The 14,427-nt window shown below is 67.9% G+C and carries 23 protein-coding genes; all 23 read left to right on the forward strand.

The annotated features are described in order from the left end of the window. Positions 1 to 291 precede the first annotated feature (291 nt). Positions 292 to 714 carry a phage holin family protein gene (locus FHG89_RS20120; protein ID WP_139586002.1) on the forward strand — a complete coding sequence of 141 codons (423 nt, stop codon included), beginning with the start codon at positions 292 to 294 and terminating at the stop codon, positions 712 to 714. A 523-nt stretch (positions 715 to 1,237) separates the two neighbouring features. Beyond that, positions 1,238 to 1,612 (forward strand): 30S ribosomal protein S12, encoded by a 375-nt coding sequence (gene rpsL, locus FHG89_RS20125; RefSeq protein ID WP_007465318.1) that lies wholly within the window; start codon positions 1,238 to 1,240, stop codon positions 1,610 to 1,612. Between the two features lies 1 nt (position 1,613). Next, positions 1,614 to 2,084, forward strand: a complete 471-nt coding sequence (gene rpsG / locus FHG89_RS20130) for a 30S ribosomal protein S7 (protein WP_076466673.1) — start codon at positions 1,614 to 1,616, stop codon at positions 2,082 to 2,084. Positions 2,085 to 2,158: 74 nt separating this feature from the next. After that, the gene (fusA, locus tag FHG89_RS20135) at positions 2,159 to 4,255 is read left to right on the forward strand and encodes an elongation factor G (RefSeq protein WP_139585960.1); all 2,097 of its coding nucleotides are present in this window, start codon (positions 2,159 to 2,161) and stop codon (positions 4,253 to 4,255) included. Between the two features lie 214 nt (positions 4,256 to 4,469). Then, the gene (gene tuf / locus FHG89_RS20140; protein WP_139585961.1) at positions 4,470 to 5,663 is read left to right on the forward strand and encodes an elongation factor Tu; all 1,194 of its coding nucleotides are present in this window, start codon (positions 4,470 to 4,472) and stop codon (positions 5,661 to 5,663) included. A 350-nt stretch (positions 5,664 to 6,013) separates the two neighbouring features. Further along, complete coding sequence (gene rpsJ / locus FHG89_RS20145) at positions 6,014 to 6,322, forward strand: 30S ribosomal protein S10 (protein ID WP_007073037.1); 309 nt, start codon at positions 6,014 to 6,016, stop codon at positions 6,320 to 6,322. Positions 6,323 to 6,333: 11 nt separating this feature from the next. Beyond that, positions 6,334 to 6,999, forward strand: a complete 666-nt coding sequence (gene rplC, locus FHG89_RS20150; protein WP_139585963.1) for a 50S ribosomal protein L3 — start codon at positions 6,334 to 6,336, stop codon at positions 6,997 to 6,999. Beyond that, positions 6,996 to 7,646, forward strand: coding sequence for a 50S ribosomal protein L4 (gene rplD / locus FHG89_RS20155; protein ID WP_139585965.1), 651 nt, complete (start codon positions 6,996 to 6,998; stop codon positions 7,644 to 7,646). Before rplC ends, rplD begins: the two co-directional genes overlap by 4 nt. Then, positions 7,643 to 7,945 (forward strand): 50S ribosomal protein L23, encoded by a 303-nt coding sequence (gene rplW, locus FHG89_RS20160; RefSeq protein ID WP_007465304.1) that lies wholly within the window; start codon positions 7,643 to 7,645, stop codon positions 7,943 to 7,945. Before rplD ends, rplW begins: the two co-directional genes overlap by 4 nt. A 12-nt stretch (positions 7,946 to 7,957) precedes the next feature. Continuing rightward, positions 7,958 to 8,797 (forward strand): 50S ribosomal protein L2, encoded by an 840-nt coding sequence (gene rplB, locus FHG89_RS20165; RefSeq protein ID WP_007465301.1) that lies wholly within the window; start codon positions 7,958 to 7,960, stop codon positions 8,795 to 8,797. Between the two features lie 12 nt (positions 8,798 to 8,809). Next, positions 8,810 to 9,091 (forward strand): 30S ribosomal protein S19, encoded by a 282-nt coding sequence (gene rpsS / locus FHG89_RS20170; protein WP_007465299.1) that lies wholly within the window; start codon positions 8,810 to 8,812, stop codon positions 9,089 to 9,091. Between the two features lie 41 nt (positions 9,092 to 9,132). Beyond that, entirely contained in the window at positions 9,133 to 9,591 is a 459-nt protein-coding gene (gene rplV / locus FHG89_RS20175) for a 50S ribosomal protein L22 (protein ID WP_139585967.1), read from the forward strand. Next, the gene (gene rpsC / locus FHG89_RS20180; RefSeq protein WP_007465294.1) at positions 9,591 to 10,460 is read left to right on the forward strand and encodes a 30S ribosomal protein S3; all 870 of its coding nucleotides are present in this window, start codon (positions 9,591 to 9,593) and stop codon (positions 10,458 to 10,460) included. Before rplV ends, rpsC begins: the two co-directional genes overlap by 1 nt. 3 nt (positions 10,461 to 10,463) lie before the next feature. Then, the gene (rplP, locus tag FHG89_RS20185) at positions 10,464 to 10,889 is read left to right on the forward strand and encodes a 50S ribosomal protein L16 (RefSeq protein ID WP_121653126.1); all 426 of its coding nucleotides are present in this window, start codon (positions 10,464 to 10,466) and stop codon (positions 10,887 to 10,889) included. Beyond that, entirely contained in the window at positions 10,889 to 11,125 is a 237-nt protein-coding gene (gene rpmC / locus FHG89_RS20190; protein WP_007465283.1) for a 50S ribosomal protein L29, read from the forward strand. The genes rplP and rpmC overlap by 1 nt, the downstream gene beginning before the upstream one ends. Next, positions 11,122 to 11,400: a 30S ribosomal protein S17 gene (gene rpsQ / locus FHG89_RS20195; RefSeq protein ID WP_109817183.1), complete on the forward strand. Its 279-nt coding sequence runs from the start codon at positions 11,122 to 11,124 to the stop codon at positions 11,398 to 11,400. Before rpmC ends, rpsQ begins: the two co-directional genes overlap by 4 nt. 97 nt (positions 11,401 to 11,497) lie before the next feature. Next, positions 11,498 to 11,866 (forward strand): 50S ribosomal protein L14, encoded by a 369-nt coding sequence (gene rplN, locus FHG89_RS20200; protein WP_007073026.1) that lies wholly within the window; start codon positions 11,498 to 11,500, stop codon positions 11,864 to 11,866. Continuing rightward, on the forward strand, positions 11,863 to 12,183 hold the full coding sequence (gene rplX, locus FHG89_RS20205) for a 50S ribosomal protein L24 (protein WP_007465276.1): 321 nt from the start codon (positions 11,863 to 11,865) through the stop codon (positions 12,181 to 12,183). The genes rplN and rplX overlap by 4 nt, the downstream gene beginning before the upstream one ends. After that, entirely contained in the window at positions 12,183 to 12,749 is a 567-nt protein-coding gene (gene rplE / locus FHG89_RS20210; RefSeq protein WP_139585969.1) for a 50S ribosomal protein L5, read from the forward strand. The genes rplX and rplE overlap by 1 nt, the downstream gene beginning before the upstream one ends. Position 12,750: 1 nt before the next feature. Continuing rightward, the gene (locus FHG89_RS20215) at positions 12,751 to 12,936 is read left to right on the forward strand and encodes a type Z 30S ribosomal protein S14 (protein WP_007465272.1); all 186 of its coding nucleotides are present in this window, start codon (positions 12,751 to 12,753) and stop codon (positions 12,934 to 12,936) included. 116 nt (positions 12,937 to 13,052) lie between these two features. Beyond that, positions 13,053 to 13,460, forward strand: a complete 408-nt coding sequence (gene rpsH, locus FHG89_RS20220) for a 30S ribosomal protein S8 (RefSeq protein WP_007465270.1) — start codon at positions 13,053 to 13,055, stop codon at positions 13,458 to 13,460. A 16-nt stretch (positions 13,461 to 13,476) separates the two neighbouring features. Beyond that, on the forward strand, positions 13,477 to 14,019 hold the full coding sequence (rplF, locus tag FHG89_RS20225) for a 50S ribosomal protein L6 (protein WP_139585970.1): 543 nt from the start codon (positions 13,477 to 13,479) through the stop codon (positions 14,017 to 14,019). Further along, the gene (gene rplR, locus FHG89_RS20230) at positions 14,016 to 14,405 is read left to right on the forward strand and encodes a 50S ribosomal protein L18 (RefSeq protein WP_139585972.1); all 390 of its coding nucleotides are present in this window, start codon (positions 14,016 to 14,018) and stop codon (positions 14,403 to 14,405) included. The genes rplF and rplR overlap by 4 nt, the downstream gene beginning before the upstream one ends. Positions 14,406 to 14,427 lie beyond the last annotated feature (22 nt).

Here is a 14,427-nt window from a genome sequence, read left to right on the forward strand (position 1 = left end):
GGCTCCGGTCTCGTGGGCTCGGAGATGTGTATAGGAGACAGCGCCGGACCCCAGCCGGGCTGGGGCACGCCGCAGCCCGGCTGGGGTCCGGCGCCCGGCGGCGGCGCGACACCGCCCGGTGCGGGCGCGACACCGACCGGATGGGGCGTGGCCGCCGCGCCCGGCTCGGGCCAGCCGTACGCGGTGTCCGGTGCGCCGTCCCCGCCACCCGGCTGGGGGCAGCCGCCGTCCGGGTACGGGCCCCCGCCGGGGTGGGTCCAGCCGGGGCAGGCCCCCGGCTGGAGCACTCCGGTGCCGCCTCCGACCGACGAGCAGCGTCGCCCACCGAAGCGGGTCGAGGCGGTGCCCGGCACGCCGTACGGCGTCGTGTACCTGGACGTGGCCCCGGTCACCTCGGGTCTGGCCGTCGGCGCGCTGGTGGCCGGGATCGCGTCGGTCCTGGTCTCGTTGCTGGTGATCTGCTTCGGGGTGGCCTTCGCGAACGAGGGTGGGGTCTGGGCGTCCGGGGCCTTCGCGGTGCTGGGTGTGCTGACCGGGGTGGCCGCGATCGTGGCCGGCCTGCTCGGTCGGCGGCAGATCCGCCGGCCGACGGGTCCGTCCGCGGTCCGGTTCACCGGCGGAGGGCTGGCGGTGGCAGGCATCAGCTGCGGGGGTGCGGGAGCGTTGCTGAGCCTGTTGGCGCTCGGCCTGTCCCTGCTGATCTCCCTGACGTGAGGCCGGTCACCCGCCGGGTGGCCGGGTGGCGTGGTCGCCGCGGGTGCCCGGTCGGATCGGCGGTGCCCGCTGCGGGGGCGACGGGTGGTCCGGTGGGGAAGCCGGTACACTTGTATCCGTAGGTGCCCATCGCGGGCGACGGGGCAGAGCGAGATCCGACTGGCGGGCGTGAGACGGCCGCCGGGCCAATCCGTTTTGACCTGGCCGGCTGTGGTAGGTACTCTTTCCTCTTGTGCCCGGGCCTGCCCGGGCAACTCGTGCGTGCGCTGGTTCCGGTGAGCCGGGCAGCGGGCACGACAAGCCAAAGACCCGGTGCGGGGCGACCCGCGTGCCGGTGACAGAACCCGGTAGGTCCGCGAAAGCGTCCGCACCGGGACCGTGAGTTGGGCGACACGCCCGACCGCGGGTGCCGGGACCTCCGCGAGGTGGCCCTGGCCGGAATGTAGGAGAGCCGGTCATCAGGCCGGCTAACGAGCAGACGGCGCGGCCGCGACTGTGCGGCCGAAGGGAGCGGAGAAACCCGGTGCCCACCATTCAGCAGTTGGTCCGAAAGGGCCGTCAGGCCAAGACGACCAAGACCAAGACTCCTGCGCTGAAGGGGTCTCCCCAGCGGCGCGGCGTGTGCACCCGCGTGTACACCACGACCCCGAAGAAGCCGAACTCGGCGCTGCGCAAGGTCGCTCGTGTCAAGCTCAGCAGCCAGATCGAGGTGACCGCCTACATCCCGGGCGTCGGCCACAACCTCCAGGAGCACTCGATCGTGCTCGTGCGTGGCGGCCGTGTGAAGGACCTCCCCGGCGTGCGTTACAAGATCGTCCGCGGCTCGCTGGACACCCAGGGTGTCCGCAACCGCAAGCAGGCGCGCAGCCGTTACGGCGCGAAGAAGGAGAAGAGCTGACATGCCGCGTAAGGGACCCGCTCCGCGGCGGCCGCTGGTCGCTGACCCGGTGTACAACTCGCCGCTGGTCACCCAGTTGGTGAACAAGATCCTGCTCCGCGGCAAGCGTCAGCTCGCCGAGTCCATCGTGTACGCGGCCCTCGAGGGCTGCCGCGAGAAGTCCGGCACCGACCCGGTCGTCACCCTCAAGCGGGCGATGGACAACGTCAAGCCGACCCTCGAGGTGCGCAGCCGTCGTGTCGGTGGCGCCACCTACCAGGTTCCGGTTGAGGTGCGCCCCGCCCGGGCGACCACGCTGGGCCTGCGCTGGCTGGTCACCTACTCCCGCGCCCGCCGCGAGAAGACCATGGTCGAGCGGCTCATGAACGAGCTGCTGGACGCGAGCAACGGCCTTGGTGCCGCCGTCAAGCGGCGCGAGGACACGCACAAGATGGCCGAGTCCAACAAGGCCTTCGCGCACTACCGCTGGTAACACCCTGGTTCCGGCGCTCTCGGGCGCCGGAACCGCCACCAGTTGAGTCGAGACGACGATAAGTAGGGATTGAAGTGGCCGCCGCAGACGCGCTCGCCAACGTACGCAACATCGGCATCATGGCGCACATCGATGCCGGTAAGACCACGACCACCGAGCGGATCCTGTTCTACACCGGCATCACGTACAAGATCGGTGAGGTCCACGAGGGCGCTGCCGTCATGGACTGGATGGAGCAGGAGCAGGAGCGTGGTATCACCATCACCTCCGCTGCTACCAAGTGTGAGTGGAAGGGCCACACGATCCAGATCATCGACACGCCCGGTCACGTCGACTTCACGGTCGAGGTCGAGCGGTCGCTGCGCGTGCTGGATGGTGCGGTCGCGGTCTACGACGGTGTCGCCGGCGTGGAGCCGCAGACGGAGAACGTCTGGCGGCAGGCCGACAAGTACAACGTCCCGCGGATGTGCTTCGTCAACAAGCTCGACCGGACCGGCGCCGACTTCTTCCGCTGCGTGCAGATGATGATCGACCGGCTGAACGCCACCCCGCTGGTGCTCCAGATCCCGATCGGGCTCGAGGGCGACCACATCGGCGTCGTGGACCTGATCGGCATGCGCGCCCTCACCTGGCGCGGGGAGACCCAGAAGGGTGAGGACTACGCGATCGAGGAGATCCCGGCCGAGCTGGCCGACTCCGCGGCCGAGTGGCGCGAGAAGCTGATGGAGACCCTGGCCGACGTCGACGACTCGGTGATGGAGAAGTACCTGGAAGGCGAGGAGGTCTCCGTCGAGGAGATCAAGGCCGCCATCCGGCGTGCCACCATCGCCGGCAAGGCCAACCCGGTGCTGTGCGGCTCGGCGTTCAAGAACAAGGGCGTCCAGCCCATGCTCGACGCCGTGGTCGACTTCCTGCCGTCGCCGCTGGACGTTCCGGCGATCGAGGGTACGGCCACCGACGGCGAGACCCCGCTGCTGCGGAAGCCGTCCAAGGCCGAGCCCTTCTCCGGCCTGGCGTTCAAGATCCAGACCGACAAGCACCTTGGCAAGCTCACCTACGTCCGGGTCTACTCGGGCACGGTCGAGACCGGCAACCAGGTGGTCAACTCCACCAAGGACCGCAAGGAGCGGATCGGCAAGATCTACCAGATGCACGCCAACAAGCGGGAAGAGCGCAGCTCGGCCCAGGCTGGCGACATCATCGCGGTGCAGGGTCTCAAGCAGACCACCACCGGTGACACGCTGTGCGACCCGGCGAACCCGGTGATCCTGGAGTCGATGACCTTCCCGGAGCCGGTCATCGAGGTCGCCATCGAGCCGAAGACCAAGGCCGACCAGGAGAAGCTCAGCACCGCCATCCAGCGGCTGGCCGAGGAGGACCCGACCTTCCGCGTCAAGCTGGACGAGGAGACCGGTCAGACGGTCATCGCTGGCATGGGCGAGCTGCACCTGGACATCCTGGTCGACCGGATGCGCCGCGAGTTCAACGTCGAGGCGAACATCGGTAAGCCGCAGGTGGCGTACCGCGAGACGATCCGCCGCAAGGTGGAGAAGATCGAGTACACCCACAAGAAGCAGACCGGTGGTTCGGGTCAGTACGCCCGCGTCATCGTGAGCGTCGAGCCGCTTCCGCTGGACAACGACTCGCCGACCTACGAGTTCGCCAACGCCGTCACCGGTGGCCGCATCCCGCGGGAGTTCATCCCGTCGGTCGACGCCGGTGCCCAGGACGCCATGCAGTACGGCATCCTGGCGGGCTTCCCGCTCGTCGGTGTGAAGCTGACGCTGCTGGACGGCCAGTACCACGAGGTCGACTCCTCGGAAATGGCATTCAAGATCGCCGGCTCGATGGTGATGAAGGAGGCGGCCCGCAAGGCCGACCCCGCACTGCTCGAGCCGATGATGGCCGTTGAAGTCACCACTCCTGAGGAGAACATGGGTGACGTCATCGGCGACCTCAACTCCCGCCGCGGCATCATCCAGGCGATGGAGGAGCGCAGCGGCGCCCGCATCGTCAGGGCTCTGGTGCCGTTGTCGGAGATGTTCGGCTACGTCGGCGACCTGCGGTCGAAGACCCAGGGCCGGGCTAGCTACAGCATGCAGTTCGACTCCTACGCCGAGGTTCCGCAGAGCGTGGCGAAGGAGATCATCGCCAAGGCGACGGGCGAGTAACGTCGCTGAGCAGGTGATTCGTGGTTGGTCGCGGGAGGGTTTTCCCGCCCGCGGCCACCGCGATCGGATCGCGTGAGACCGGGCCTGTAGGCTTCATCGCCGCAGAACCCACAAAAGCTCTCCGGCCGTTCAGGCCGGAAAGGCTGTCGACAGAGTCCTAAGCGCCGACCGGCGCGCCGGGCGTACGAACCAAGAAGTCCACAGGAGGACACCAGTGGCGAAGGCTAAGTTCGAGCGGACTAAGCCGCACGTCAACATCGGCACCATTGGTCACATCGACCACGGTAAGACGACGCTGACGGCGGCCATCACCAAGGTCCTGCACGACCAGTACCCGGACCTGAACCCGTACACGCCGTTCGACGAGATCGACAAGGCGCCGGAGGAGAAGGCCCGCGGCATCACGATCTCGATCGCGCACGTCGAGTACCAGACCGAGGCGCGGCACTACGCGCACGTCGACTGCCCCGGCCACGCGGACTACATCAAGAACATGATCACCGGTGCCGCGCAGATGGACGGCGCGATCCTGGTGGTCGCGGCGACCGACGGTCCGATGCCGCAGACCCGCGAGCACGTGCTGCTGGCCCGCCAGGTTGGCGTGCCGTACATCGTCGTGGCGCTCAACAAGAGCGACATGGTCGACGACGAGGAGCTCCTGGAGCTCGTCGAGCTCGAGGTGCGCGAGCTGCTCTCCTCGCAGGAGTACCCGGGTGACGACCTGCCGGTCGTTCGGGTTTCGGCGCTGAAGGCCCTCGAGGGTGACCCCGAGTGGACCGGCAAGCTGCTGGACCTGATGACCGCTGTCGACACCGCGATCCCGCAGCCGGAGCGCGAGACCGAGAAGCCGTTCCTCATGCCGATCGAGGACGTCTTCACGATCACCGGTCGTGGCACCGTCGTCACCGGTCGCGCCGAGCGCGGCATCCTCAAGCCGAACGAGGAGGTGGAGATCGTCGGTATCCGCGAGAAGTCGCAGAAGACGGTCTGCACCGGTATCGAGATGTTCCGCAAGCTGCTCGACGAGGCCCGCGCGGGCGAGAACGTCGGTCTGCTGCTGCGTGGCATCAAGCGCGAGGACGTCGAGCGCGGCATGGTGGTCGTCAAGCCGGGCACCACGACCCCGCACACGGAGTTCGAGGCGACGGTCTACATCCTCTCCAAGGAGGAGGGCGGCCGGCACACCCCGTTCTTCCAGAACTACCGTCCGCAGTTCTACTTCCGGACCACGGACGTCACCGGTGTCGTCACCCTCCCCGAGGGCACCGAGATGGTCATGCCGGGCGACAACACCACCATGTCGGTGAAGCTGATCCAGCCCATCGCCATGGAGGAGAACCTCAAGTTCGCGATCCGCGAGGGTGGCCGCACCGTCGGCGCCGGGTTCGTCACCAAGATCGTCAAGTGAGCTAGGTAACCCCGATTAGACCCGCCGCCGGTCGTGCGGCATACTAGTCAGGTTGCGTAACGACAGTTCGTCGCCTGTGTTCGGCTTTCGCTGAACCTCCGGGTGGCGGCACAGTCGAGCGTAGGGTGGTTGGCGGCCCAGTCGCCAACCACCCTCGCACGGCGTTCAGGTCGCGGTAATGCGATCGGCGCCTTGACCCACCGCGCGGTCAGGACCGCTCCGGAGTCCCGGGGCGGAGCCCGGCCCGAGGGCGCGACACGCCCGACCGCGGGGGTCGGCGAAGTGGGCCTGTGCCAGCCGGTACAGGCGCCCGCAACACAGCGGCATCGAGAGAAGGAACAGAAGCCACCATGGCGGGACAGAAGATCCGCATCCGGCTCAAGGCCTATGACCACGAGGTCGTCGACTCCTCGGCTCGGAAGATCGTCGAGACGGTGACGCGTACCGGGGCGCAGGTCGCGGGCCCGGTGCCGCTGCCCACGGAGATCAACCGTTTCTGCGTTATCCGCTCGCCGCACAAGTACAAGGACTCGCGCGAGCACTTCGAGATGCGCACGCACAAGCGGCTGATCGACATCATCGACCCGACCCCGAAGACGGTCGACTCGCTCATGCGCCTCGACCTGCCGGCTGGCGTCGACATCGAGATCAAGCTGTAGGGACCGGACAAATGGACAGGCAAGTCAAGGGGATCCTGGGCGCCAAGCTCGGCATGACCCAGGTCTGGGACAACAACAAGGTTGTTCCCGTGACCGTGGTCGAGGCCGGCCCGTGCGTCATCAGCCAGGTTCGTAGCGCCGAGAAGGACGGTTACTCCGCGGTCCAGCTGGCCTACGGCAACATCGACCCGCGCAAGGTCAAGAAGCCGATCAGCGGGCACTACGCGAAGGCGGACGTGGCGCCGCGCCGGCACATCGTCGAGCTGCGCACCACGGACGCCGGTGAGTACTCGCTCGGCCAGGAGGTCACGGTCGAGGAGTTCCCGGCCGGCGTCACCATCGACGTCACCGGAAAGACCAAGGGCAAGGGCTACGCCGGCCCGATGAAGCGGCACGGCTTCCACGGTCTGGGCGCCGGTCACGGCGTCGAGCGCAAGCACCGTTCGCCCGGTTCCATCGGCGCCTGCGCCACCCCGGGTCGTGTCTTCAAGGGCACCCGGATGGCCGGCCGCATGGGTGGCGTGCGCTACACCGTGCAGAACCTCACCGTCCAGGCGGTCGACACCGAGAACAACCTCCTGCTCGTCCGTGGTGCCATTCCCGGCCCCAAGGGCGCGCTGGTTCTGGTCCGTACCGCGGCCAAGAGCAAGGTGAAGAAGGGCGGTGCGGCGAAGTGACCACCGTTGACGTGCGCACCGTCGAAGGCACCACCAGCGGCTCGGTCGAGCTGCCGGCGGACATCTTCGACGTGCAGGCCAACGTCGCGCTGATGCACCAGGTCGTGGTGGCCCAGCTCGCGGCGGCCCGACAGGGCACGCACAAGGCCAAGACCCGCGCCGAGGTTTCCGGCGGCGGCAAGAAGCCGTACAAGCAGAAGGGCACCGGTCGCGCCCGGCAGGGCTCGATCCGCGCGCCGCAGTTCGCCGGCGGTGGCGTGGTGCACGGTCCCGTGCCGCGTGACTACAGCCAGCGGACCCCGAAGAAGATGAAGGCCGCCGCGCTGCGGGGTGCCCTCTCCGACCGGGCCCGCGCCGGGCAGGTGCACGTTGTCGAGGCGTTCGTCTCGGGCGAGAAGCCGTCGACCAAGGCGGCCCTGGCCACGCTGACCAAGCTCACCGAGGCCCGTCGGGTTCTCGTCGTGCTGAGCAGCACCGACGAGCTGAACTGGGTGTCGCTGCGCAACGAGCCGCGGGTGCACCTGATCGAGTCCGGCCAGCTGAACACGTACGACGTGCTGGTGGCCGACGACGTGGTCTTCACCAAGGACGCCCTGGACGAGTTCCTGGGCGTGCCCGCCGAGACCACCGAGGAGGGTGGCAAGTGAGCACGATCGCCGACCCGCGCGACATCATCGTGGCGCCGGTCGTCTCGGAGAAGAGCTACAGCGAGCTGAACCGGAACTGGTACACCTTCCTGGTGCACCCGGACGCGAACAAGACCGAGATCAAGATCGCTATCCAGCAGATCTTCAACGTCCGCGTCCTGACGGTCAACACGCTCAACCGCCAGGGAAAGCGCAAGCGCACCAAGACCGGCTTCGGTCAGCGCAAGGCGACCAAGCGGGCGATCGTGAAGCTGGCTGACGGTGACCGTATCGAGGCCTTCGGCGGCCCGGTCAGCTGAGGGGTGTAGACAATGGCTATCCGTAAGTACAAGCCGACGACGCCGGGCCGACGTGGCTCCAGTGTCGCCGACTTCGCCGAGATCACCCGGTCCACGCCGGAGAAGTCGCTGCTGGCTCCGCTGCCGAAGAAGGGCGGGCGTAACGCCCACGGCCGGATCACCACGCGGCACCACGGTGGAGGTCACAAGCGCCAGTACCGTCTGATCGACTTCAAGCGGGTCGACAAGGACGGCGTGCCGGCGAAGGTCGCTCACATCGAGTACGACCCCAACCGCACGGCGCGCATCGCGCTGCTGCACTACGCCGACGGCGAGAAGCGGTACATCATCGCGCCGAAGGACATGAAGCAGGGCGACCGCGTCGAGTCCGGTCCGGGCGCCGACATCAAGCCCGGCAACAACCTGCCGCTGCGCAACATCCCGGTCGGTACCACGATCCACAACGTGGAGCTGCGTCCGGGTGGCGGGGCCAAGCTGGCCCGTTCCGCCGGTGTCGGCATCCAGCTGCTCGGCCGCGAGGGCGCGTACGCGACCCTGCGTATGCCGTCCGGCGAGATCCGGCGTGTGGACGTGCGCTGCCGCGCGAGCGTCGGCGAGATCGGCAACGCCGACCAGTCGAACATCAACTGGGGTAAGGCCGGCCGTATGCGGTGGAAGGGCAAGCGCCCGACCGTCCGTGGTGTCGCCATGAACCCGGTCGACCACCCGCACGGTGGTGGTGAGGGTAAGACCTCCGGTGGTCGCCACCCGGTCAACCCGCAGGGTAAGCCCGAGGGCCGCACCCGCCGTAAGGGCCAGCCGAGTGACAAGCTGATCGTCCGCCGTCGCTACGCCACGCGTAAGCGCGGCTGAGGGAGTTAAGACATGCCTCGCAGCCTGAAGAAGGGCCCGTTCGTAGACGACCACCTGCTCAAGAAGGTGGAAGTGCAGAACGACAAGGGCTCGAAGAACGTGATCAAGACCTGGTCGCGGCGCTCGACGATCATCCCGGAGATGCTCGGGCACACGATCGCGGTGCACGACGGACGCAAGCACGTCCCGGTGTTCGTGACCGAGGCGATGGTCGGGCACAAGCTCGGCGAGTTCGCGCTGACCCGCACGTTCAAGGGTCACGAGAAGGACGACCGGAAGAGCCGTCGGCGCTGACGCCGCGGGCATACGGATAGAGGGAACAAGGGGTTACAGCGATGCCAGGAAAGGGCGACGCTCCGGTGCTTCCGGGCGCGCGGGCGGTTGCGCGGCACGTGCGCATCTCGCCGATGAAGGCGCGCCGGGTGGTCAACCTCGTCCGCGGCCTGCCCGCGAAGGAGGCGCTCACGGTGCTGCAGTTCGCGCCGCAGGCTGCGAGCGAGCAGGTGTACAAGGTGCTCGCTAGCGCGATCGCCAACGCGGAGAACAACGAGCGGCTGGACCCCGACGCGCTGCTCGTCAGCGAGGCGTTCGTGGACGAGGGCCCGACGATGAAGCGGTTCCAGCCTCGGGCGCAGGGTCGGGCGTACCGGATCCGCAAGCGGACCTGTCACATCACCGTGGCGGTCGAGGCGGTCGCGCCGGCAGCGCCGAGGAAGGCCGCGGCGAAGAAGGCCGCCCCGGCCACGGAGGCCGCACCGGCCGAAGCGCAGAGCAAGACGGAGGGCGCCGAGTAATGGGTCAGAAGGTTCACCCCACTGGGTTCCGGCTCGGCATCTCGACCGACTGGAAGTCCCGCTGGTTCGCGGACAAGCTCTACAAGGACTACATCGGCGAGGATGTCAAGATCCGCCGCATGATGTCCAAGGGCCTGGAGCGCGCCGGGATTTCCAAGGTCGACATCGAGCGCACCCGCGACCGGGTCCGGGTCGACATCCACACCGCCCGGCCGGGCATCGTCATCGGCCGTAAGGGTGCGGAGGCCGACCGGATCCGCGGCGAGCTGGAGAAGCTCACCGGCAAGCAGGTCCAGCTGAACATCATCGAGGTGAAGAACCCCGAGTCGGACGCCCAGCTCGTCGCGCAGGGCGTGGCCGAGCAGCTGTCCAGCCGGGTCAGCTTCCGTCGGGCGATGCGCAAGGCCATGCAGTCGGCGATGAAGAACCCGGTCTGCAAGGGCATCCGGGTTCAGGTCTCGGGTCGCCTCGGCGGCGCCGAGATGAGCCGGACCGAGTTCTACCGCGAGGGCCGGGTTCCGCTGCACACGCTGCGGGCCAACATCGAGTACGGCTTCTTCGAGGCTCGTACCACGTTCGGCCGGATCGGTGTGAAGGTCTGGATCTACAAGGGCGACGCCGTCCCGGGCCGGGAGGCTCCGGCCGAGGCCGGTCCGTCCCGCCCGCGTCGTGGTGAGCGTGGCGACCGTCCCGAGCGTCCGCGCCGTGGCCGGTCGGGTTCGTCCGGCACGACGGCTGGCGGCACCGAGGCCGGCCGGGCTGCTGCGACCACCATCGCGCAGCAGGCCGAGACGCCGAGCGGCGAGCCGGTGGACAGCGCTGCTGTCGCCGCCGCGGCTGCTCCGGCAGAAACGCAGCAGGAGGGCTGACAGATGCTGATGCCGCGCAAGCCCCCGAAGGGCTTCCGCAAGCCGCACCACCCGGACCGCAGTGGCGCGTCCAAGGGTGGTAACCGGGTGGTGTTCGGCGAGTTCGGGATCCAGGCTCTCGAGCCGGCGTACGTGACCAACCGCCAGATCGAGTCGGCGCGTATCGCGATGACCCGTCACATCAAGCGTGGCGGCAAGGTCTGGATCACGATCTTCCCGGACCAGGCCCTCACCAAGAAGCCTGCCGAGACCCGGATGGGTTCCGGTAAGGGTTCGCCGGAGTGGTGGGTCTCCAACGTCAAGCCGGGTCGGATTCTCTTCGAGATGTCCTTCCCCAACGAGCAGATCGCGCGAGAGGCCATGCGTCGCGCGATCCACAAGCTCCCGATGAAGTGCCGCATTGTTACGCGCGAAGTGGGTGAATCCTGATGGCAGCGGGCGTTAAGGCGACCGAGCTGCGTGAGCTCTCCGAGGAGGAGCTGGTCACGAAGCTGCGGGAGGCCAAGGCGGAGCTGTTCAACCTCCGCGTGCAGGCCGCAACCGGGCAGCTGGACAACAACCGGCGGCTGCAGGTCATCCGTCGGGAGATCGCCCGGATCTACACGATCATGCGCGAGCGCGAGCTGGGGCTCTCGGCCGCGCCGACTGAGGTGACTGCATCATGACCGAAGACACCGCCACCGCCGCCGCGCGGTCCCGCCGCAAGGTCCGTGAGGGCCTGGTGGTCAGCGACAAGATGGACAAGACCGTCGTGGTCGAGGTCGAGGACCGGGTTCGGCACGCTCTCTACGGCAAGATCATGCGCCGTACGAGCAAGCTGAAGGTGCACGACGAGCAGAACGCCGCCGGCACCGGCGACCGGGTCCTGATCATGGAGACCCGGCCGCTGAGCGCCACCAAGCGTTGGCGGATCGTGGAGATCCTGGAAAAGGCCAAGTAGCGAAGGCTCGAGCTCGCCCGGCGTTGCGTCGGGCGTTGGTTCCGCCAGGCTCCGGCCGCCACGGCGGCCGGAGAACCGGCAGACATAGGAGATAGACGTGATTCAGCAGGAGTCGCGACTGCGCGTCGCCGACAACACGGGTGCTCGGGAGATCCTGTGCATCCGGGTTCTCGGTGGCTCCGGTCGGCGCTACGCGAGTATCGGCGACGTCATCGTGGCCACCGTCAAGGACGCGATCCCGGGTGCCGGTGTCAAGAAGGGCGACGTCGTCAAGGCCGTCGTCGTTCGCACCGCCAAGGAGAAGCGTCGGCCGGACGGCTCGTACATCCGCTTCGACGAGAACGCCGCCGTCATCATCAAGGACGGTGGGGACCCGCGCGGTACCCGCATCTTCGGCCCGGTGGGCCGGGAGCTGCGGGACAAGCGGTTCATGAAGATTATTTCCCTCGCGCCGGAGGTGTTGTGACCGTGAAGGTCAAGAAGGGCGACACGGTCGTCGTCATCGCCGGCAAGGACAAGGGTGCCAAGGGCAAGGTCATCGCGGCCTACCCGCGGCAGGACAAGGTCCTCGTCGAGGGCGTGAACCGGGTCAAGAAGCACACCCGCATCAGCACCACCCAGCGTGGCGCCAAGACCGGCGGCATCGTCACCCAGGAGGCCCCGATCCACGTCTCGAACGTGCAGGTCCTGGACTCCGACGGCAAGCCGACCCGCGTCGGTTACCGGATCGACGACAACGGCCAGAAGGTCCGCATCGCGCGTAGCACCGGTAAGGACCTGTGATGACCACGGCTACCGAAAAGACCATGCCGCGCCTCAAGGAGCGGTACCGCAACGAGATCGTGGCCCAGCTGCGTGAGCAGCACAGCTACGGCAACCCCATGCAGGTGCCGCGGCTGGTCAAGATCGTCGTCAACATGGGTGTCGGCGAGGCTGCTCGCGACGCCAAGCTGATCGACGGCGCGGTCCGCGACCTCGCCACGATCACCGGCCAGAAGCCGCAGGTGCGGCGGGCGACCAAGTCCATCGCGCAGTTCAAGCTCCGCGAGGGCATGCCGATCGGCGCGAAGGTCACCCTTCGCGGTGACCGGATGTGGGAGTTCCTGGACCGGCTGCTGTCCATCTCCCTGCCGCGTATCCGCGACTTCCGCGGTCTCGACGGGCGCAAGCTGGACGGGCACGGCAACTACACGTTCGGTCTGACCGAGCAGTCGGTGTTCCACGAGATCGACCAGGACAGGATCGATCGCCAGCGGGGCATGGACATCACGGTGGTCACGACCGCCACGACCGACGACGAGGGCCGGGCGCTGCTCAAGCTCCTGGGCTTCCCGTTCAAGGAGAACTGAGATGGCCAAGAAGGCGCTGATCATCAAGGCGGCCGCGAAGCCGAAGTTCTCGGTTCGCGCGTACACCCGCTGCCAGCGGTGCGGGCGTCCGAAGGCGGTCTACCGCAAGTTCGGTCTCTGCCGGGTCTGCATCCGGGAGATGGCCCACCGCGGTGAGCTGCCGGGCGTGTCCAAGGCTTCCTGGTAAGGGCGACCGCGTCCCGGCTGTCAGCCGGGAACTCCTGCACCGATTAGGTATTGCTCTTCGCCGTAGGCCCGGGGCTGATGCCCCGGGAACCCCGGCGAGAAAGGCTGACGAAATCCATGACGATGACCGACCCGATCGCAGACATGCTCACGCGTCTGCGTAACGCCAACCAGGCGTACCACGATCAGGTGAAGATGCCCTACTCCAAGATCAAGGCGAACATCGCCGAGGTCCTGAAGGCCGAGGGTTACATCGCCACCTGGTCGGTCGAGGAGCCCGAGGAGGGCGCCGTCGGCAAGCGACTGGTCGTCGAGCTGAAGTACGGCCAGAACCGGGAGCGGAGCCTGGCCGGCATCAAGCGCGTGTCCAAGCCCGGTCTCCGGGTGTACGCCAAGTCGGACGGGCTCCCGCGGGTGCTCGGTGGGCTGGGCGTGGCGATCATTTCGACGTCCCAGGGGCTGCTGACCGACCGGCAGGCCCGCAAGCGGAGTGTTGGCGGGGAAGTCCTCGCCTTCGTCTGGTAACGGGAGACAGGTAGAAATGTCGCGAATTGGACGTAAGTCGATCCCGGTACCAGCCGGCGTCGACATCACGATCGACGGGCAGACCGTCAAGGTCAAGGGCCCCAAGGGCCAGCTCCAGCACACCCTCGCCGAGCCGATCACGATCGAGCGGGCCGAGGATGGGCAGCTGAGCGTCAACCGGCCGAACGACGAGCGCAAGGCCAAGGAGCTCCACGGCCTGAGCCGCACGCTGATCGCCAACATGATCGTCGGGGTCACCGAGGGCTACCGCAAGAGCCTGGAGATCGCCGGCACCGGTTACCGGGTCACCGCCAAGGGTTCGGACCTCGAGTTCGCGCTCGGGTTCTCGCACCCGGTGGTCGTCGCCGCCCCGGCGGGCATCACCTTCACGGTGGAGCGGCCGACCCTGTTCCATGTGGCCGGCATCGACAAGCAGCAGGTCGGTGAGGTCGCCGCCAACATCCGGAAGATCCGCCCGCCGGAGCCCTACAAGGGCAAGGGCGTGAAGTACCAGGGCGAGGTCATCCGCCGCAAGGCCGGAAAGGCAGGTAAGAAGTGAGCGCCACGCTGCTCAAGCGCCGCCGCGGCGTCGCCGCCAAGCGCGCCGTTGGGCGTGCGCGTCGGCACTTCCGCGTCCGCAAGAACGTCACCGGTACGGCCGAGCGTCCGCGCCTGGTCGTCACCCGTTCGCTGCGGCACATGGTCGCCCAGATCGTCGACGACTCCAAGGGTCACACCCTGGCGTCGGCGTCGACCCTGGACGCCTCGCTGCGCGGTACGGAGGGCGACAAGAGCGCCCTCGCCGGCAAGGTGGGCGCCCTGCTCGCCGAGCGGGCCAAGGCCGCCGGCGTCTCCAAGGTCGTCTTCGACCGCGGTGGCAACCGGTACGCGGGGCGTGTCGCCGCGCTTGCCGACGCCGCCCGCGAAGCCGGGCTCGAGTTCTAAACAACCCCGTCACGAGAGATAA

It is taken from the genome of Micromonospora orduensis (genome assembly GCF_006228125.1).
Lineage (GTDB): Bacteria > Actinomycetota > Actinomycetes > Mycobacteriales > Micromonosporaceae > Micromonospora > Micromonospora orduensis.